This is a genomic window from Streptomyces sp. NBC_01808 (assembly GCF_035917395.1).
Classification (GTDB): Bacteria; Actinomycetota; Actinomycetes; order Streptomycetales; family Streptomycetaceae; genus Streptomyces.
In genome coordinates, this window is sequence record NZ_CP109072.1 from 569309 (window position 1) to 585096 (window position 15788).

A 15788-nucleotide genomic window follows, 5' to 3' on the forward strand; every position below is an offset into this window, starting at 1 on the left:
GCGCCGTCAGCGGCCCGTCCAGCGCGGCGGCCTCTTCTCCGTGAAGGCCAGCGCGCCCTCCCGGGCGTCGGCCGAGGTGAAGACCGGGTCGGTGATCTCGCGCTGCCGGGCGAAGCGCTCGGCCTCCGGCCAGCCGGCCTGTTCGCGCAGGACGCGCTTGCTCGCCCGTACCGCCAGCGGGCCGTTGGCGGCGACCGCCGCCGCCAGCGCGCGGGCCTCGGCCAGCGCGCCGCCCTCGTCGGTCAGCCGGTTCACCAGCCCGAGCTGGTAGGCGCGCTCGGCGGGCAGCGGGTCGCCGGTCAGCGCGAGTTCCATCGCGACCGGCTCGGGCACGCGGTGCGGCAGCCGCAGCAGCCCGCCGGCCGCGGCCACCAGGCCGCGCTTGACCTCGGGCAGGCCGAAGCGGGCCGTGCGGGACGCCACCACCAGGTCGCAGGCGAGGACGAGTTCGCAGCCGCCCGCGACCGCCGGCCCCTCCACGGCCGCGATCAGCGGCTTGACCGGCGGCCTCTCGGTCAGCCCGGCGAAGCCGCGGCCCTCGATGCGCGGGCGCTCGCCGCGCAGGTACGCCTTGAGGTCCATGCCGGCGCAGAACGAGCCCCCGGCGCCGGTGAGGACCGCGGCGGCCAGCTCCGGGCGCGCGTCCAGCTCGTCCAGGCCCGCCGCGATGCCCTCGGCCACGGCGCGGGTGACGGCGTTGCGGGCGTGCGGGCGGTTGATCGTGAGCACCAGGACGCCGTCGGCCCGGCTCACCAGCACCTCGTCGGTCTGCGCAGTCATGGCACGAGTCCACCACCGGTCCCGCGCGGCGCGCCAAGACCGGGGCGCGACCGGACCGATCGGCGGAACCTATGGGTGGGGGCATTATCGTGACTGCCGTGGACCTGCGGCTGATCGAGTACTTCGTCGCCGTCGTCGACCACGGTGGGGTGACCCGGGCGGCGCGCGAGCTGTACGTCGCGCAGCCCTCGCTCTCGCAGGCGATCCGCACGCTGGAGCGGCAGCTCGGCGTCACGCTGTTCGAGCGTACGGGCCGCGGCCTCACCCTGACCCGGGACGGCGAGGCGTTCACCGGCCCGGCGCGGCGCATCCTCGCCGGCGTCGGGCACGCCCGCGACCGGGTCCGTACGGTACGGGACCTCGGCGGCGGCCGGCTGGAGATCGCGGCACTCGCCGCGCTGGCCGTCGAGCCGCTGCCCGCGCTCGCCGCCGCCCTGCGCCGGCGGCACCCCGCGCTGCTGGTCGGGGTGCTGGACTGTGCGAGCGCGGCGGAGGTGGCGGGGAAGGTGCGTACCGGCGAGGCCGAGGCCGGGCTGGTCGAACTGCCCGGCGGGGACGACGCGCTGCGGTGCGTGGAGCTGTGCACGCAGGAGTACGCGGTCGTGCTGCCGCCCGCGCTCGCCGCCGGGCTGCCGGACCCGGTGCCCGAGGCGGCGCTCGCGGAGCTGCCGTTCGTGGTGGAGCCGGGCGGTGCCGCGGCCGGCCCGGTGGTGGTGGAGTGCGCGCACCGGCAGGCGATCTGGGACCTGGTCAGGCACGGCGCGGGCGCCGCGCTGCTGCCGCGGCGGTTCGCGGAGGAGAGCCTCGACGGCGTCGTCGTCCGCGCTACGGAGCCGCCGACCCGGCGCCGGGTGGGGCTGCTGGTCCGGCCCGGCCCGCTGTCGCCGGCCGCGGCGGCGTTCCTGCGGGCCGCCGGGGGTCAGCCGGCCGACGCGGCGAGCCGGACGAACGCCCGCCCGGCCGGGGAGAGCCCGGCGTCGTCGTAGACGAAGCCGTACGCCCGGCTGATCCGCGGCGCCACGGCCCGTACCACCGCGCCGCGCTCCCGGGCGGCCTCCGCCAGCGACCGCTCCAGGAACGTACCGCCGACCCCGGCGAGGACGAACGGCACGCGCGCCTCCCGGCTCTGCACCACGGCCGCGGCCCGTACCGTACGGCCCGCCTCTTCGAGGGCCTGCCCGATCTCGCCGGCCTGCGAGCCGCCGCGCGGGACGGTGACCAGCGGCAGGTCCGGCAGGGCCGCCAGCGGCAGCGGGTCGTCCGGAGGCACCGGCGCGCCCGGCGGGAAGGCCAGCCACCACTCCTGCACGCCCAGTTCGAGCACGGACAGCCCGGCGGCGTCCGGCAGCGGCAGGTGGCAGACGGCGATCTCGCAGTCCCCGTCCGCCAGCAGCGTCGCGACCGCCGCCTCGTCCCGCAGGTCGCCGATCCGGATGAACACCTCCGGGTACGCGCGCCGGAACTCCCCGATCAGCCGCGCCGCGGGGCCGGCCGAGAACCCGGGGATCGCCACGATGTCGAGCCGCCCGCGGGGCCGCCCGGCCGCGTCCACCAGCGCGCCCTCCGCGGCGACGACGTCCCGCAGGATCCGGCGCGCGGGCCCCACCAGCGCGTACCCCGCGGACGTGAGCACCACCCCGCGGCCGATCCGGTGGAAGAGCGCCGCACCCAGCTCGCGCTCCAGCTTGCGGATGGCCTGCGAGATCGTCGGCTGCGCGACGCCGAGGGCGGAGGCGGCGGCGTTCACGCCCCGGTGGTCGACGACCGCGAGGAAGTACTCGATCTGCGGCAGGTCCATGCGGCCACGCTAGCGGGGCGCCATCCGCAGGGCGCCGTCCAGCCGGATCGTCTCGCCGTTGAGGTACGCGTTCCGCAGGATCTCCCCGGCGAGGGAGGCGAACTCCCCGGGGTGCCCGAGGCGCGCCGGGTGCGGGATGCCGGCGGCCAGCGCGTCCCGTACGTCGGGGCGCAGCCGGGCGAGCAGCCGGGTGTCCATCACGCCGGGCGCGATGGTGCAGACCCGGATCGCGCGGCTCGCCAGGTCGCGGGCGGCGGTGAGCGTCATGCCGGTGATCCCCGCCTTGGCCGCGGTGTACGGGAGTTGGCCGATCTGCCCCTCGTACGCGGCGATGGAGGCCGTCAGCACGATGGCGCCGCGCTCGCCCGCGACCGGCTCGTGCCGGGCCATCCGGGCGGCGCCGAGCCGGAGCGCGTTGAACGTGCCGGTGAGGTTCAGCCGGAGGGTCCAGTCGAAGTCCGCGACGGAGCCGGGCTCGCCGTCGCGGTCCAGCAGGCGGACCTTGCGGGCGGCGCCGGCGCAGTGCACCAAGGCGCGCAGGCCGCCCCGCTCGTCGGCGGCGTCGAGCGCCCCGGCGAACCGGTCGGCGTCGGTGACGTCGGCGGGCGCGAACCGTACGGCGTCGCCCAGCTCCGCGGCGACGGCTTCGCCGCCGCTGTCGGGCAGGTCGATCACCGTCACCAGGCAGCCGGCCGCGGCGAGCATGCGGGTGGTGGCCAGGCCGAGGCCGCGGGCACCGCCGGTGACGGCGGTGGAGATGCCTTCCAAGCGCATGACACGCCTCTCGTGACGGGGGTACGGGACGGGGCTAGAGGCCGAGGGACTTGGCGATGATCGTGTTGAGCACCTCGGTGGTGCCGCCGTAGATGCGGCTGACGCGGGCGTCCGCGTACAGCCGGGCGATCGGGTACTCGCGCATATAGCCGTAGCCGCCGTGCAGTTGCAGGCAGCGGTCGACCACGTCGCCCTGGAGTTCGGTGCAGAAGACCTTCGCCTTGGCGGCGTCGGCCGCCGACAGCTCCCCCGCGTCGTGCGCGGCGAGCGCCCGGTCCACCAGCGCCCGCCCGGCCTCCAGGCCGGTCGCGCAGGCGGCCAGCTCGAACTTGGTGTTCTGGAAGGAGGAGACGCTCTTGCCGAACACCTTCCGGTCCCGGACGTAGTCGAGCGTGCTCGCCACCGCCGCCTCGGCGGCGGCCTGCGCGTACACCGCGATCGCCAGGCGCTCCTGCGGCAGGTTCCCGGTCAGGTACGTGAACGCCCGGCCCTCCTCGCCGAGCAGGTTCCCGGCCGGGACGCGTACGTCCTCGAAGAACAGCTCCGCGGTGTCCTGGGTGCGCAGGCCCAGTTTGTCGAGGTTGCGGCCCCGGGTGAAGCCGGGCATGTCCCGCTCGACGACCAGCAGCGACAGCCCGTCCCGGCGCTCGCCGCCGCGGCCGGTGCGCGCGACGACGACGACCAGGTCGGCGTTGATGCCGCCGGTGATGAACGTCTTGGCGCCGTTGAGCACCCAGTCGCCGCCGTCCCGTACGGCGGTGGTGGCCATGCCCGCGAGGTCGGAGCCGGTGCCGGGCTCGGTCATCGCGATCGACGCCATCAGCGCGCCGCTGCCGAGCCCGGGGAGCCAGCGCCGCGCCTGCTCCTCGCTGGTGTACGCGACGAAGTACGGTACGACGACGTTGAGATGGACGCCGAGACCGCCCAGGTTCACGTGCGCGCGGGCGGTCTCCTCCGCCCAGATCGCCGGGTACAGGAAGCTGGTCTCGCCCGCGCCGCCGTGCCGCTCGGGGATCTGGATGCCGAGCACGCCGAGGGCGCCGACCTCGTGGAAGACCTCCCGCGGAACGATCCCGGCCTCCTCCCAGGCGGGGAACCGGGGCACGATCTGCTTGTCGAGGAAGTCGCGGGCGGTGGCGCGGAACGTCTCGTGTTCGGCGCCGAAGACGGTGCGTCTCATCGCTGCTCCCCGAGGAGTTCGAGTACGGTCGCGTTGGCCATGCCGCCGCCTTCGCACATGGTCTGGAGCCCGTACCGGATGTGCCGGTCGCGCATGTGGTGGACCAGCCGGGTCAGCAGGGCGGCGCCGCTGCCGCCGAGGGGGTGGCCGGTCGCGATGGCGCCGCCCAGCGGGTTGAGCCGGTCGTCGGCCGCGCTGGTCTCGGCCTGCCAGGCGAGCGGGACGGGCGCGAACGCCTCGTTCACCTCGTACGCGCCGATGTCTCCGATGCCGAGACCGGCCCGCTTGAGCGCCTTGGCGGTGGCGGCGATGGGGGCGGTGAGCATCACGACGGGGTCGTCGCCCGCGACCACCGCGGTGTGCACGCGCGCCAACGGCCGCAGGCCCAGGGCTCTGGCGGTCGCGCCGGAGGTGACGAGGAGGGCGGCGGCGCCGTCGGAGATCTGCGAGGAGTTGCCCGCGGTGATCACCCCGTCCTCCCGGAACACGGTCTTCAGCCCGGCCAGCGTGGTCACGGAACTGCCGCGGCGGATGCCCTCGTCGGCGCGGAGACCGCCGACGGGGACGAGCTGCCCCTCGAAGGCGCCGGCGTCCGTGGCCGCCGCGGCGCGGTCGTGCGAGCGGACCGCGTACGCGTCCAGCCGCTCCCGGGTGAGGCCCCACCGCTCGGCGATCAGTTCCGCCCCGGTGCCCTGGCTGAAGCCGGTGACGCCGTAGCGGCCGAGCACGCTCGGCGGGTGCGGCTTGCCGCCCTGCGCCGCCGAGCCCAGCGGCACCCGGCTCATCGACTCCACGCCGCCGGCGACGACCAGGTCGTACTGCCCGGCGATCACCCCGGCGGCGGCGAAGTGCAGCGCCTGCTGACCGGAGCCGCAGCGGCGGTCGACGGTGACGCCGGGCACGGAGTCCGGCCAGCCGGCGGCGAGCACGGCGGTGCGGGCGATGTCCCCGGTCTGGTCGCCGGCCTGGCCGACGCAGCCCCAGACCACGTCGTCGACGTCGCCGGGCGCGAAGCCGTTGCGGTCCGCGAGCGCCGTCAGCACGTGCGCGGACAGGTCGGCGGGATGGATGCCGGCCAGCGCCCCGTCCCGTTTTCCGATCGGCGTACGCACCGCGTCCACGATCACTGCGTCCCGCATGGGCGCCTCCTCGGCTCGGTTCGGCACCAGTGAACGAGGGGCGTACGGAGCAGGTCAAAGCCCGCTTGGTGAATGCAGGGATAGGCAGCACCTATGAGCCGCCCCGTCCCCCAGACGCATAGCCGGCGGCTATGGAAGTGATCGGCGCCGGGTCTTGGTGCGCCGCCCGCCGTCCGTGATGGATTGGAGGCACCTGCGGCGCCGCGGTACGTGACCGCGCAGCCCGTACGACATCGGGAGGGGCCTTGGCAGATCCGGTCCTCGTGGAGCGCTCCGGGCACGTGGTGACCTGGACCCTGAACCTGCCGGAGCGGCGCAATCCGGTCTCGGGCGCGGTGGTCGTGGACGCCCTCGTACGCCTCGCGGACGCGGCGGACGCGGACGGCTCCGTGCGCGCCGTCGTGCTGACCGGGGCCGGGTCCGCCTTCTCCACCGGCGGCGACATCGCGGCGATGGCCGCCGGCGACGACGGCTTCGGCGGGCCGCCGCACCGGCAGCTCGACGGCTACCGGCGCGGCATCCAGCGCCTCACCCGCGCGCTCTACGGCTGCGAGGTGCCGCTGATCGCGGCGGTGAACGGCCCCGCGGTCGGCGCCGGGTGCGACCTGGCGCTCCTGTGCGACCTGCGGCTCGCGGCCACGGACGCGTTCTTCGCGGCGAGCTTCGTACGCCTCGGCCTGGTCCCCGGCGACGGCGGCGCGTGGCTGCTGCCGCGCGCGGTCGGCGCCGCCCGGGCCGCCGAGATGCTGCTGACCGGGGACCGCGTGGACGCGGCGACGGCGCTGGACTGGGGCCTGGTCTCGCGGGTGCTGCCGCCCGGCGAACTGCTCGCGGCGGCCCAGGAGCTGGCCGCCCGCGTCGCCGCCCGGCCGCCGCACGCCGTACGGATGGCGAAGCGGCTGCTGCGCGAGGCCCAGCGGCAGGACCTGGACAGCGTGCTGGAGCTGTCCGCGGCACTCCAGGCCGTGGCCCACCACACCGATGACCACCGCGCGGCCGTCGCCGCCTTCGCCCGGGGGGAACGGTGACGGCCGCGCTGCGCGCCGAGGTCCGCGCGTTCCTGGCGGCGCAGCCGTTCACACCCGCCGTCGACGCCTGGCACGGCGGCTGGGACCAGGAGTTCACGCGGGCGCTGGCGGAGCGCGGCTGGGTCGGCATGACGATCCCGCGCACGTACGGGGGACCCGGCCGGACGTACCCGGAGCGCTACGCCGTCACCGAGGAACTGCTCGCCGCAGGCGCCCCGGTGGCGGCGCACTGGATCGCGGACCGGCAGGTCGCGCCGGCGCTGCTGGCGTACGGCAGCGAGGAGCAGAAGCGGGACTTCCTGCCGCGTATCGCCGCCGGCGGGTGCTCCTTCGCGATCGGCATGAGCGAGCCCGACGCCGGCTCCGACCTCGCGAGCGTACGCACCCGGGGGGAGCCGGCGGACGGCGGCTGGCGGCTCACCGGCACCAAGGTGTGGACGACCGGCGCGCACCTGGCCGACGCCTTCGTCGTGCTGGCCCGCACCTCGCCGCCGGACCCGGACGACCGGCACGCGGGGCTCAGCCAGTTCGTCGTGGACCTGCGCGCGCCCGGGGTGGCGGTGCGGCCGATCGTCTCGATGGGCGGCGACCACCACTTCAACGAGGTGACGCTGACGGACGTGTTCGTGCCCGACGCGCGGGTGCTCGGCCGGATCGGCGACGGCTGGCGGCAGGTGACGGCCGAGCTGGGCTACGAGCGCAGCGGCCCCGAGCGCTTCCTGTCGACGCTCCCGCTGCTCGCCGACACGGCGGCGGCGATGGGCCGCGGCGAGCTGCCCGGCCACCCCGGGCTGGGCCGCCAGGTCGCCCGCGTCGCCGCGCTGCGGCACCTGTCGCACGGGGTCGCCGCCGCGCTCCAGGCCGGCGAGCCGGCGGAGACCGAGGCCGCGCTCGTCAAGCTGCTCGGTACCACCCTGGAGGGCGACATCGTCGAACTGGCCGACCAACTGGGAGTGACCACCCCGCTGCTCACCACGGGCCTGCTGCGCCGCCCCGGGTTCACCCTGCGCGGCGGCAGCAGCGAGATCCTGCGCGGCGTGATCGCGCGGGACCTGGAGGTACGCCGATGACCGCGGACCCGGCGCTGCTGGCCATGATGACCTCGGTGTTCACGGACCGGCCAAGGACGCCGGGCCGGCTGGACCGGTCGCTGTGGGACACCCTCGCGTCGCTGGGCCTGACCCGGCTGACGACGCCCGTACGGCACGGCGGCAGCGGCGCCGGATGGCCGGAGGCCGCCGCCCTGCTGCGTACCGCCGCGGCCCACGGCGTGGCGGCGCCGCTGGCGGAGAACGACCTGCTGGCGGGCTGGCTGCTGGCCCAGGCGGACCTCCCGGGCGACGACGAGCCGCGTACGGCGTGCATCCTCGACCGCAACGGCGCCGCCCGCGCCGTCCCGTGGGCGCGCGAGGCCGCCGGCGTCGTCGCGCTGTGGTGGACGGCGGACGGCTGGCGGGCGGGGGACCTGCCGGCGTCGTCGCTGACGCTGACGCCCGGTACGAACCTGGGGGGCGAGCCCCGCGACGACCTCCGCGCGGACCTGTCCGGGGTCCGCGGCACGCCCGTACTCCCGGATGTGGCCGAGGAGTTCCTGCTCCGCGGCGGCCTGGCCCGCGCCCTGCAGATGACCGGCGCCATGGACGGCATCCTGGACCTCTGCCTCGACCATGTCCGGACCCGCACCCAGTTCGGCCGCCCTCTGGCCCGTTTCCAGGCGGTGCAGTCCCTTATCGCCGACCTGGCCGCGGAAGCCGCCCTGGCGCGAGCCGCCGCCACCGCCTGCACGCGGGGGACGCCGGGCCCGTTCGGCATCGCCGTGGCCCGCTCCTGCGCCGGCCACGCCGCCACGGTGGCGGTCCGCAACGCGCACCAGATCCACGGCGCGATCGGCACCACGGCGGAACACGCCCTGCACACCCTGACGCTGCCGCTCCTGGCCTGGCGCACCGAATACGGCACCCCCCACGACTGGGACGACCACCTCACCACCACAGCCACCACCGCCCCCCTCTGGCCGACCCTCACGGGCGACTGACGGCGCGGCGTCACCTACTCGCCTGGGGGCGGAGGAGGTTCAGGTGGTACTCCTCCACCCGGGGACGTGCTGGGCGGACAGGGCCGTGATCATGACGGTGTGTTGCGGGCAGTGCCCCGTGCAGCTCCGGCGGCAGGGTCGTCAGCGTGTGCAACGCCGGCAGCCCCGTGCCCGGGTGCCGGGTCGTCAGCTCCGCGCAGGCCCACCGCATCCGGGCCTCGGGCAATGCCGCGACGGCTCGACTCGCTTGTGCTCCCACTGCCCGGGGTGTTCCTTGCAGATACAGCGCTTGCCGTATCTGTGGCACCGTAGGGGTTGTGACGCCGTTGGAGGCCGAGTGGACCCGCTGATGACGCCCAAGCAGATGCGGCGCATCGCCAGGCCGTTCCGGCTGACTGCGCGCATGAGGTCGGTCAGCAAGCCGAGAACGACGCCCGGGCTCGCCAGTCCTCGCCCGACCGCTTCGCGGCGTCGGTGTATGGACTACGAGGTCTTCCTGGTCTCACGGATACACGAGGAATGGGAGCGCACGAAGGACCACTCCCTCGCGGTACGGGAAGGACTGGCCTCCACCGGCAAGGTCATCACAGCGGCCGGAGCCATCATGATCGTGGTGTTCGGCGCCTTCGTGCCCGGCCCCGACCGGATGCTCCAGCAATTCGCCTCGGTCTCGCCGTCGCGATCCTGATGGACGCGCTGGTCATCCGCTGCCTGATCGTCCCCGCCGTCATGCAGATATCCGGCAAGTGGGCCTGGTGGATGCCCGCCGCGCTCGCCCGGCGGCTGCCCAAAGTCGCCCTCGAACGCCCAGCGGACAACTGAAAGCCGGCCGCGGCGCTCGGCGGCGGCCGGGCGCCGCCGAGGCAGGTGTTCGAAGTCTCTACCCGTCACGTGCAGGAGCATCGTTGATTCCCTGTCCTGCCGCACTCGATTCGCCCCACGCCCTGGTCGAATGGGGTCACGACGCTCATCGTCACCGGCGAGGATGACCGCCCCTGCAAGCTCCCACCGCACCAGCGTGCCCTGGTCGGTCTGGTCCACCTGCGCAGGCACGACACCCTCGCGCAGATCGCGGCCGGCTTCGGTATCGCCGTCGCCACCCCCGTCGTGGCGCTCTGGTGGACCCCCGGGGGCTGGTGGGCAGCGGACCTGCCCGCCGCAGCCCCGACCCGTTCGACATCGCCATGGCGGCTCCCGCACGGGCCACGCCGCCACCGTGGCCGTCCGCAACGCCCACCAGTTCCACGGGGCGATCGGCACGACGGCAGAGCACGAGTTGCACACCCTCGCCCTCCCGGTCCTCGCGTGGCGCGAGGAGTTCGGCACGCTCCACGGCTGGGACGACCAGGTCACCACGGCGGCCATGACGAGCGGCCCGGCCTGTGGACCGCCATCGCCCGGGACTGACGGCGCGACCCCCGCGGCGCGGACGTCATCCGCCGGGTGCGCCGAGCGCGTCGTGGTCGGCGGCGCGTGCGGCGGGGGCGGCTTCGTTCCCCTGGCCCTGCCAACTGCTCAGCAGCCGCAGGCGCTCCGCGTCCGGTGAGCCCGCCGGGGCGGTGTAGACGGTGAGGAACTGCTCGGGGTCGTCGGGCAGGTGCAGGGTCTCGAAGTTCAGCGTCAGCCGCCCGACGACAGGGTGGTCGATGCGCTTGTAGCCGTGGGACTTGCTCTTGACGGTGTGCGACGCCCAGTGCTTGCGGAACTCCTCGCTCTTCAGCGACAGCTCGCCCACCAGCGCCGCCAGCTTCGGGTCGTCGGGGTTGCGCCCGGCGTCGACGCGCAGATGGCCGACCGTGTCCCGGGCCACGAACTCCCGGTCCGGGTAGAGGCGGACGACGTCCTCGTCCAGCAGGACGAGACGGGCGACGTTGCGGCGCTGCGGCGGCAGCGCGCCGAAGTCGGTGATGAGGGCGCAGGCCAGCCGGTTCCAGGCCAGGATGTCCATGCGCCGGCCGAAGACGAACGCCGGGGTGCTGTCGCCCATGGCGTGCAGCACCTGGAGCATGCCGGGCCGCACGTGCTGGGCCCGCGGGCGGCGCGGCGGGGTCGTCGGGTGGCGGGCGATGCGGTGGAGGTGAGCGCGCTCGTCCGCGTCGAGGCGCAGGACGTCGGCCACGGCGTCGAGCACGTCGGCGGAGACGTTCGGAGTGCGTCCCTGTTCGAGGCGTACGTAGTACTCGGCGCTGATCCCCGCCAGGAAGGCCAGTTCCTCACGGCGCAGTCCGGGCACCCGCCGCAGCCCGCCGCCCGGGGCGAAGCCGACATCCTCGGGGCGCAGCCGGGCGCGGCGGGAGGAAAGGAACTCTCGGAGGTCGGTGCGCCGGGTCATCGGTTCATCATCGCCGAACGATCCGGCACTTGGGTGGTCCTGGCAGTCCCCTGGAACAGCGGGGCGCCGGAACGCAGCGCGCGCCGGGTCACGATGACCGGACATCGCCCGAGCACGACGACGAGTAGGAGCTGTGATGGGACACCAGCCCATGTCCCGGCGGACCGTGCTGGCCGCCACCGCCGTCACCGCCGCGACGGTGGCCACCGCAGGTCGGAGCAGGTCGGCGACCGCCGCTCCGGGCCCCACCGGGCTGCCGGAGACGTACGTGGTCCCCGGAGACCGTGCCTTCCCCACCGGCCACGCCTACGACCCGCGCACCAACCACATTTACGTCGGCAGCGCCGAGGACGGCACGATCTTCCGCGGCCACCTCACGGTGCCCACCCTGCGACCCTGGTCGCCGCACGGCACCGACGGCCGCGCCGGTACCTCCGGCATGACCGTCGATGCCGCCGGCCGCCTCCTCGTCGGCGGCGCGGACACCGGCACGCTGCGCGTGTACGACCCGGCCGACGCCACCCTGCTCGCCCTGCTGCACGGCGTCGAGGGCGGCTTCCTGAACGAGATCGCGGCGGCGCCCGACGGCACCTCCTATGTCACCGATTCCTTCCGGCCGATGATCTACCGGCTCACGCGCACCGGGAGCTCGTGGGGGCTGGAGCGCTGGCTGGACGTCACCACGACACCCATCGACTGGGTCGACGGCCGCCACAACCTCAACGGCATCATCTGCATCGACGACCACCTGCTGACCGTCAACAGCGCCACCGGCCGACTCTGGCGCATCGACCGGCGCACCCGGCAGCCGCACGAAGTCGATCTCGGCGGTGATCTGCTGCCCAACGGCGACGGACTGGCCTTCCGCGACGGCCACCTCTACGTCGTCCAGGGCAACCTCAACGACCTCCCCGGACTCACCCCGCAGGTAACCGTCATCCGGCTCTCCCCCGACCTGGCCCGCGGCCACCTCGCGGGCAGCCTCGTCCCGCCCGGCGGCTTCCTCCACCCCAGCTCGATCACCCTCCCCGGCGACCGGGCCCTGGTGGTCAACAGCCAGTACAACCGCTGGAGCGCCGGACTCCCCCCGGAGTCGCTCCCCTTCACCCTCTCGACCGTGCCGCTGGCCTCGGCGCGAACGGCGGCGTGAAGGACGCCCGTCCCACCGAAATCCCACCTGCGCCGAAGGCGCCCACACCGGCCTGGGCCGGGCCCTGGCAGGTGTGGGCGGAGGTTGCCGAAAACGGTCGAGGGCCCTCCGACGCCTGCCGGTTGCCGAACTCGCCGGTCATCCAGCAGGCGGGAAGCCCTGGGAATGGTCGAGCACCACCGTCGTGCCGCCCTCGCCCTCCCAGCAGGACATGCCACCGACCAGGCCGTCGTCACGGGTGTGGGTGACGTCGCCGCTGTCCATCTCGATCAGGCGCGGACCCCGGTCGTCGTCGAAGTCCTCGACGGCCAGCCACGGGCCGCAGGGGGCGATCGAGGCGTACTTCGAGGTGTCCTCGCTCCACGTGTGCTCGCCGTCGGTCAGTACCGCCCCCAGCAGGCGTATCCCGCCGCCGTCCGGGAAGGACATGCCCGCCAGCTCGTCGCCGGAGCCCGCCATGGCCAGGAATTCCTCCTCCTCCCCGGTGGCCAGGTCGACCATGGTCAGGCCCATCTCGCCCGCGACCCAGGCGTTCTGCCGGTGCAGCGCGACCCGGCGGGTGCCGCACCGGTCCGGTTTCGAGGGAGAAGGCGGCCTCGGTCGCGAACGCCGTGGCGGGGGGCGGCTCCTCGGCTTCGCCGGAGGTATCGGACGACTGCCGGGGGTTGCGGCGCTCGTGGCCGTCCCCGTCGCCACCACCACCGCATCCGGCCGCTATCAGGGACAGCAGCGCGACAGCGGCCAGGGCACGGGAGGAGAGTGCCGTGCGTGTGCTCATGGGGGTTTGTCTCTCCCTCATACGTGCTCGTGCCACGGCGCCGAGATGGCTGGTCGGCCACGGCCAAGACCGGCCAGCGTAGTAACTATCGCCCGACAGAACCTTGATGAAATCCGACATGGCCGGTGAGCGGCCCATCGGCGGTGGTGACCTTCTCATTTCCGGTTGCCGGGGAGCCGCCCCCGGGCGGAATCTGGGGGCACGCAGAGCGAACGAGGAGGTCAGGATCGGGCTCGTACTCTTCCCCGGGGACGGCGACGTGACCAGCCCGGACGTCTCCTGGTCCGCACCTTGACGGACCCTCTGCCCAAACCTTGACCGCTCCCGTGATGGTTCTGGGGTGGCACCGCCGCGGCGTCGTTCTCAGGTCATGAATCCTGCCTCCCGGTAGGCGCGTGCCGCGTCAGGGTGGAGCGGGGCCGGGACGTTGCGCCAGGCGGTGGCGGGGTTGAAGAGGGCCAGCGAGGGGTGTGCCGCGGGGAGGTGGTCGCGGGCGCCGAGGAGCAGGCGGGTGAGGGCGTACGCCGTTCCAGGAGCCAGGTCGGCGGCGACGACGAGAACCGTCTCGGCGAAGCAGGTGGCCACGTCCGCGGTGTGCAGGCCCGGGTAGGTGCCGGCCGGGATGGCGCCCGGGGAGCACCCGTAGCGCCGGGCGAGGTGGTCGACGAGGTCCCCTGGCAGCGGGGCGAGTTCGAGCACGCGGGTGCCCCCGGCCGCGGCGGCGATGCTCGGCGCGGGCAGCGTCGTGGCCCCGAAGACGTAGTCGATCTCGCCCGCGTGCAGCGCGCGGACCAGCGCGTCGTAGCCGTCGAGCAGCACCCGGCCGCCACGGGCCCGGATGGCGTCGTACGTGGCGCCGTAGTGGGCGACGACGTTGCGGAACATCAGCTCGTCCGTGGTGTCCTCCGGCGGCGCGCCGAGCCGCGCCCCGCCCCCGGCGATCGCCTCACCGAGTCCGGCTGCGGCGTCCGCCGCCCGCAGCAGGTTGTACGGCAGCGGCGACCAGCCCGTACCGAGGACCCGCAGGGCGCTCATCGGAGTGTCGAAGGGCGGGCCACCGTTGTACGCCGCGGCCACCACGACGTCGGTACTCATGCCCACATGACCCTCGCCGTCCCGGATCCGGGCCAGGTTCTCCCTGCCGCCGCCGGCGGCCAGGGAGAGACGCAGGGCCGGATCCCGGCCGTCGAGGAGGCCGATCAGCCCCTCGGTCATCTCGTACCAGCCGTCGCCGGGATTACCGCCCAGCCAGGTCAGCTCCACCAAGTCCCGGGCCGCCTCGGTGTGCCGCGTCCGCGCTGCCGGGTGGTGCGTACGGTCAGCCATGTGTGTCCGCCTCTCCTGCGGTGGGGTTGTCCACGGTGAAGTGCACGCCGGAGAACGCCGCGCGCCAGCCCGCCACCTCGGCCGCGACGGCCGCCGGGGCGACGTCCTCGTCGAGCCCGCGCGCGATCAGGTGCGCCAGGGTGGGCATGTCCCGCTCCCCCATCCCGAGCCGCGCGACCTCCGGGGTGCCGAGGCGCAGCCCGTTCGGCTCGCCCCCGGCGGACGGTCCGGCGGGCAACCCGATCCCGCACGCCAGCAGCCCCGCCGCGCGCAGCCGGCGGGCGGCCCGCTGCCCGCCGCCGTAACGGTGCGCCTCCACGGCGAACTGGTGCGAGCGCGTACCGCCCCGCCGAGCCGCGAACACCGGCACGTCCAGGGCCGCCAGCTCACCGGCCAGCCGCCGCGCAGTGGCGGTCATGGCCTCCCCGTACGCACGCCCGGCGGCCTTCCAGTCGAGCAGGGTGACGGCCAGCGCGGCGGTCCTGGCCGCGTCGAAGTTGGCGGTCAGCCCCGGGTGGGCGATGGCGTCGATACGCTCCGCAAGTTCGGCGTCATCGGTGACGATGAGTCCGCCGGCCGGGCCGCCGAGACTCTTGTACGTGCTCATGGACATCAGGTGCGCGCCCTCGGCCAGCGGCTGTGGCCACACCTGCGCGGCGATGGGACCGCACAGGTGCGCGGCGTCGAAGAGCACCCTGGCGCCCACCTCGTCGGCGATCTCCCGCAGCGCGGCGACCGGATGCGGAAACAGGTTCAGGCTGCCGCCTACGGTGATAAGCGCAGGCCGCTCCCGGCGGGCCAGGGCGCGCAGGGCGACGGGGTCGACGGTGCAGCCGCGCGCGTCGACGGGCGCGGGCACGGTGCGCAGCCCGTAGCGGCCGGCGGCGCCCGCGGCGTGGTGGGTGACGTGCCCGCCGACAGCGGCGGGCGGTGCGATGACCGTGTCACCGGGGCGGCAGGTCGCCATGAAGGCATACAGGTTGGCCAGCGCCCCGGAGCCGACGCGGACCTCGGCGTAGCGCGCGGAGAACACCTCCGCGGCAAGTTCCGCGGCGATGACCTCGATCCGCTCGATGGCCTCCAGGCCCGTCTCGTACTTGGCACCGGGGTGGCCCAGCGACGGCCGGGTGCCCAGCCCGGCCGACAGCAACGCCTCGGCCCGCGGGTTCATGACGTTCGAGGCCGGGTCGAGGTTGAGTGTGTCGCGCTCGTGGATGCGCCGGTTCTCCTCCACCAACCGGTCGATCTCGGCGAGCGTGGCGTGCACGGGCCGGCCGGCCACGGCCCCGGCGACCGTGCGCACCAACTGCTCGCCGGGCTCGGGCACCCACGGGCGGGCTGCCAGGGCGTGTCTCATCCGCGGTCTCCTCGCTGAGGTGGGACGGGGCTCCCGGCCCGGGGCCGAGGACCGGACCGGGGGATCACCACGCTAGGCCGGGGCCGGTCGCGGGCACATCGGACAGCGGAC

General features: G+C 74.8%; 14 protein-coding genes and 2 pseudogenes. 7 read left to right on the forward strand and 9 right to left on the reverse strand.

Annotation, left to right across the window (positions count from 1 at the left end; all coding sequences use genetic code 11):
* Positions 1 to 6 precede the first annotated feature (6 nt).
* Positions 7 to 780 carry a crotonase/enoyl-CoA hydratase family protein gene (locus OG946_RS02200; protein ID WP_326794460.1) on the reverse strand — a complete coding sequence of 258 codons (774 nt, stop codon included), beginning with the start codon at positions 778 to 780 and terminating at the stop codon, positions 7 to 9.
* Between the two features lie 98 nt (positions 781 to 878).
* On the opposite strand from OG946_RS02200, the gene OG946_RS02205 reads away from it, so the two are divergent.
* Positions 879 to 1766 (forward strand): LysR family transcriptional regulator, encoded by an 888-nt coding sequence (locus tag OG946_RS02205; protein ID WP_326794461.1) that lies wholly within the window; start codon positions 879 to 881, stop codon positions 1764 to 1766.
* Here the strand turns inward: OG946_RS02205 and OG946_RS02210 are convergent.
* Genes OG946_RS02210 through OG946_RS02225 form a run of 4 tightly spaced genes read right to left on the reverse strand, consistent with a single transcriptional unit; the run spans position 1700 to position 5671 of the window.
* Positions 1700 to 2578 (reverse strand): LysR family transcriptional regulator, encoded by an 879-nt coding sequence (locus OG946_RS02210; protein ID WP_326794462.1) that lies wholly within the window; start codon positions 2576 to 2578, stop codon positions 1700 to 1702. The two genes, OG946_RS02205 and OG946_RS02210, sit on opposite strands and share 67 nt — an antisense overlap.
* A gap of 9 nt (positions 2579 to 2587) precedes the next feature.
* On the reverse strand, positions 2588 to 3352 hold the full coding sequence (locus OG946_RS02215) for an SDR family NAD(P)-dependent oxidoreductase (protein WP_326794463.1): 765 nt from the start codon (positions 3350 to 3352) through the stop codon (positions 2588 to 2590).
* A 34-nt stretch (positions 3353 to 3386) separates the two neighbouring features.
* Positions 3387 to 4532, reverse strand: coding sequence for an acyl-CoA dehydrogenase family protein (locus OG946_RS02220; RefSeq protein ID WP_326794464.1), 1146 nt, complete (start codon positions 4530 to 4532; stop codon positions 3387 to 3389).
* Positions 4529 to 5671, reverse strand: a complete 1143-nt coding sequence (locus OG946_RS02225) for a thiolase family protein (RefSeq protein ID WP_326794465.1) — start codon at positions 5669 to 5671, stop codon at positions 4529 to 4531. Before OG946_RS02225 ends, OG946_RS02220 begins: the two co-directional genes overlap by 4 nt.
* Positions 5672 to 5916: 245 nt before the next feature.
* On the opposite strand from OG946_RS02225, the gene OG946_RS02230 reads away from it, so the two are divergent.
* From OG946_RS02230 to OG946_RS02250, 5 genes and pseudogenes are all read left to right on the forward strand, one after another.
* Positions 5917 to 6699 carry a crotonase/enoyl-CoA hydratase family protein gene (locus tag OG946_RS02230; protein WP_326794466.1) on the forward strand — a complete coding sequence of 261 codons (783 nt, stop codon included), beginning with the start codon at positions 5917 to 5919 and terminating at the stop codon, positions 6697 to 6699.
* The gene (locus OG946_RS02235; protein ID WP_326794467.1) at positions 6696 to 7769 is read left to right on the forward strand and encodes an acyl-CoA dehydrogenase family protein; all 1074 of its coding nucleotides are present in this window, start codon (positions 6696 to 6698) and stop codon (positions 7767 to 7769) included. The genes OG946_RS02230 and OG946_RS02235 overlap by 4 nt, the downstream gene beginning before the upstream one ends.
* Positions 7766 to 8734 (forward strand): acyl-CoA dehydrogenase, encoded by a 969-nt coding sequence (locus tag OG946_RS02240; RefSeq protein ID WP_326794468.1) that lies wholly within the window; start codon positions 7766 to 7768, stop codon positions 8732 to 8734. The genes OG946_RS02235 and OG946_RS02240 overlap by 4 nt, the downstream gene beginning before the upstream one ends.
* A 478-nt stretch (positions 8735 to 9212) precedes the next feature.
* Positions 9213 to 9556, forward strand: a pseudogene (locus OG946_RS02245) (MMPL family transporter); the annotation flags it as partial.
* Between the two features lie 83 nt (positions 9557 to 9639).
* Positions 9640 to 9835 (forward strand): annotated as a pseudogene (locus OG946_RS02250) (helix-turn-helix domain-containing protein); the annotation flags it as partial.
* A gap of 331 nt (positions 9836 to 10166) precedes the next feature.
* Here OG946_RS02250 and OG946_RS02255 read toward each other — a convergent pair.
* Positions 10167 to 11066: a helix-turn-helix domain-containing protein gene (locus tag OG946_RS02255; RefSeq protein ID WP_326794469.1), complete on the reverse strand. Its 900-nt coding sequence runs from the start codon at positions 11064 to 11066 to the stop codon at positions 10167 to 10169.
* A 136-nt stretch (positions 11067 to 11202) separates the two neighbouring features.
* Between OG946_RS02255 and OG946_RS02260 the strand changes: the two genes are divergently transcribed.
* Positions 11203 to 12216 (forward strand): SMP-30/gluconolactonase/LRE family protein, encoded by a 1014-nt coding sequence (locus OG946_RS02260; protein WP_326794470.1) that lies wholly within the window; start codon positions 11203 to 11205, stop codon positions 12214 to 12216.
* A gap of 138 nt (positions 12217 to 12354) precedes the next feature.
* Here OG946_RS02260 and OG946_RS02265 read toward each other — a convergent pair whose 3' ends face one another.
* The 3 genes from OG946_RS02265 to glyA all read right to left on the reverse strand — a co-directional run bounded on the left by OG946_RS02265 (position 12355) and on the right by glyA (position 15677).
* Positions 12355 to 12729 carry a hypothetical protein gene (locus OG946_RS02265; protein ID WP_326794471.1) on the reverse strand — a complete coding sequence of 125 codons (375 nt, stop codon included), beginning with the start codon at positions 12727 to 12729 and terminating at the stop codon, positions 12355 to 12357.
* A gap of 628 nt (positions 12730 to 13357) precedes the next feature.
* On the reverse strand, positions 13358 to 14320 hold the full coding sequence (locus OG946_RS02270; protein ID WP_326794472.1) for a TAXI family TRAP transporter solute-binding subunit: 963 nt from the start codon (positions 14318 to 14320) through the stop codon (positions 13358 to 13360).
* Positions 14313 to 15677, reverse strand: coding sequence for a serine hydroxymethyltransferase (gene glyA / locus OG946_RS02275; RefSeq protein ID WP_326794473.1), 1365 nt, complete (start codon positions 15675 to 15677; stop codon positions 14313 to 14315). The genes OG946_RS02270 and glyA overlap by 8 nt, the downstream gene beginning before the upstream one ends.
* Between the last annotated feature and the right edge of the window lie 111 nt (positions 15678 to 15788).

Bases quoted from the DNA above. Each gene is read 5' to 3' on its own strand.
- OG946_RS02255 (WP_326794469.1), bottom strand. From the start codon at position 11,066: ATGACCCGGCGCACCGACCTCCGAGAGTTCCTTTCCTCCCGCCGCGCC.
- OG946_RS02210 (WP_326794462.1), bottom strand. From the start codon at position 2,578: ATGGACCTGCCGCAGATCGAGTACTTCCTCGCGGTCGTCGACCACCGG.
- OG946_RS02215 (WP_326794463.1), bottom strand. From the start codon at position 3,352: ATGCGCTTGGAAGGCATCTCCACCGCCGTCACCGGCGGTGCCCGCGGC.
- glyA (WP_326794473.1), bottom strand. From the start codon at position 15,677: ATGAGACACGCCCTGGCAGCCCGCCCGTGGGTGCCCGAGCCCGGCGAG.
- OG946_RS02225 (WP_326794465.1), bottom strand. From the start codon at position 5,671: ATGCGGGACGCAGTGATCGTGGACGCGGTGCGTACGCCGATCGGAAAA.
- OG946_RS02270 (WP_326794472.1), bottom strand. From the start codon at position 14,320: ATGGCTGACCGTACGCACCACCCGGCAGCGCGGACGCGGCACACCGAG.
- OG946_RS02200 (WP_326794460.1), bottom strand. From the start codon at position 780: ATGACTGCGCAGACCGACGAGGTGCTGGTGAGCCGGGCCGACGGCGTC.
- OG946_RS02220 (WP_326794464.1), bottom strand. From the start codon at position 4,532: ATGAGACGCACCGTCTTCGGCGCCGAACACGAGACGTTCCGCGCCACC.
- OG946_RS02240 (WP_326794468.1), top strand. From the start codon at position 7,766: ATGACCGCGGACCCGGCGCTGCTGGCCATGATGACCTCGGTGTTCACG.
- OG946_RS02260 (WP_326794470.1), top strand. From the start codon at position 11,203: ATGGGACACCAGCCCATGTCCCGGCGGACCGTGCTGGCCGCCACCGCC.
- OG946_RS02265 (WP_326794471.1), bottom strand. From the start codon at position 12,729: ATGGGCCTGACCATGGTCGACCTGGCCACCGGGGAGGAGGAGGAATTC.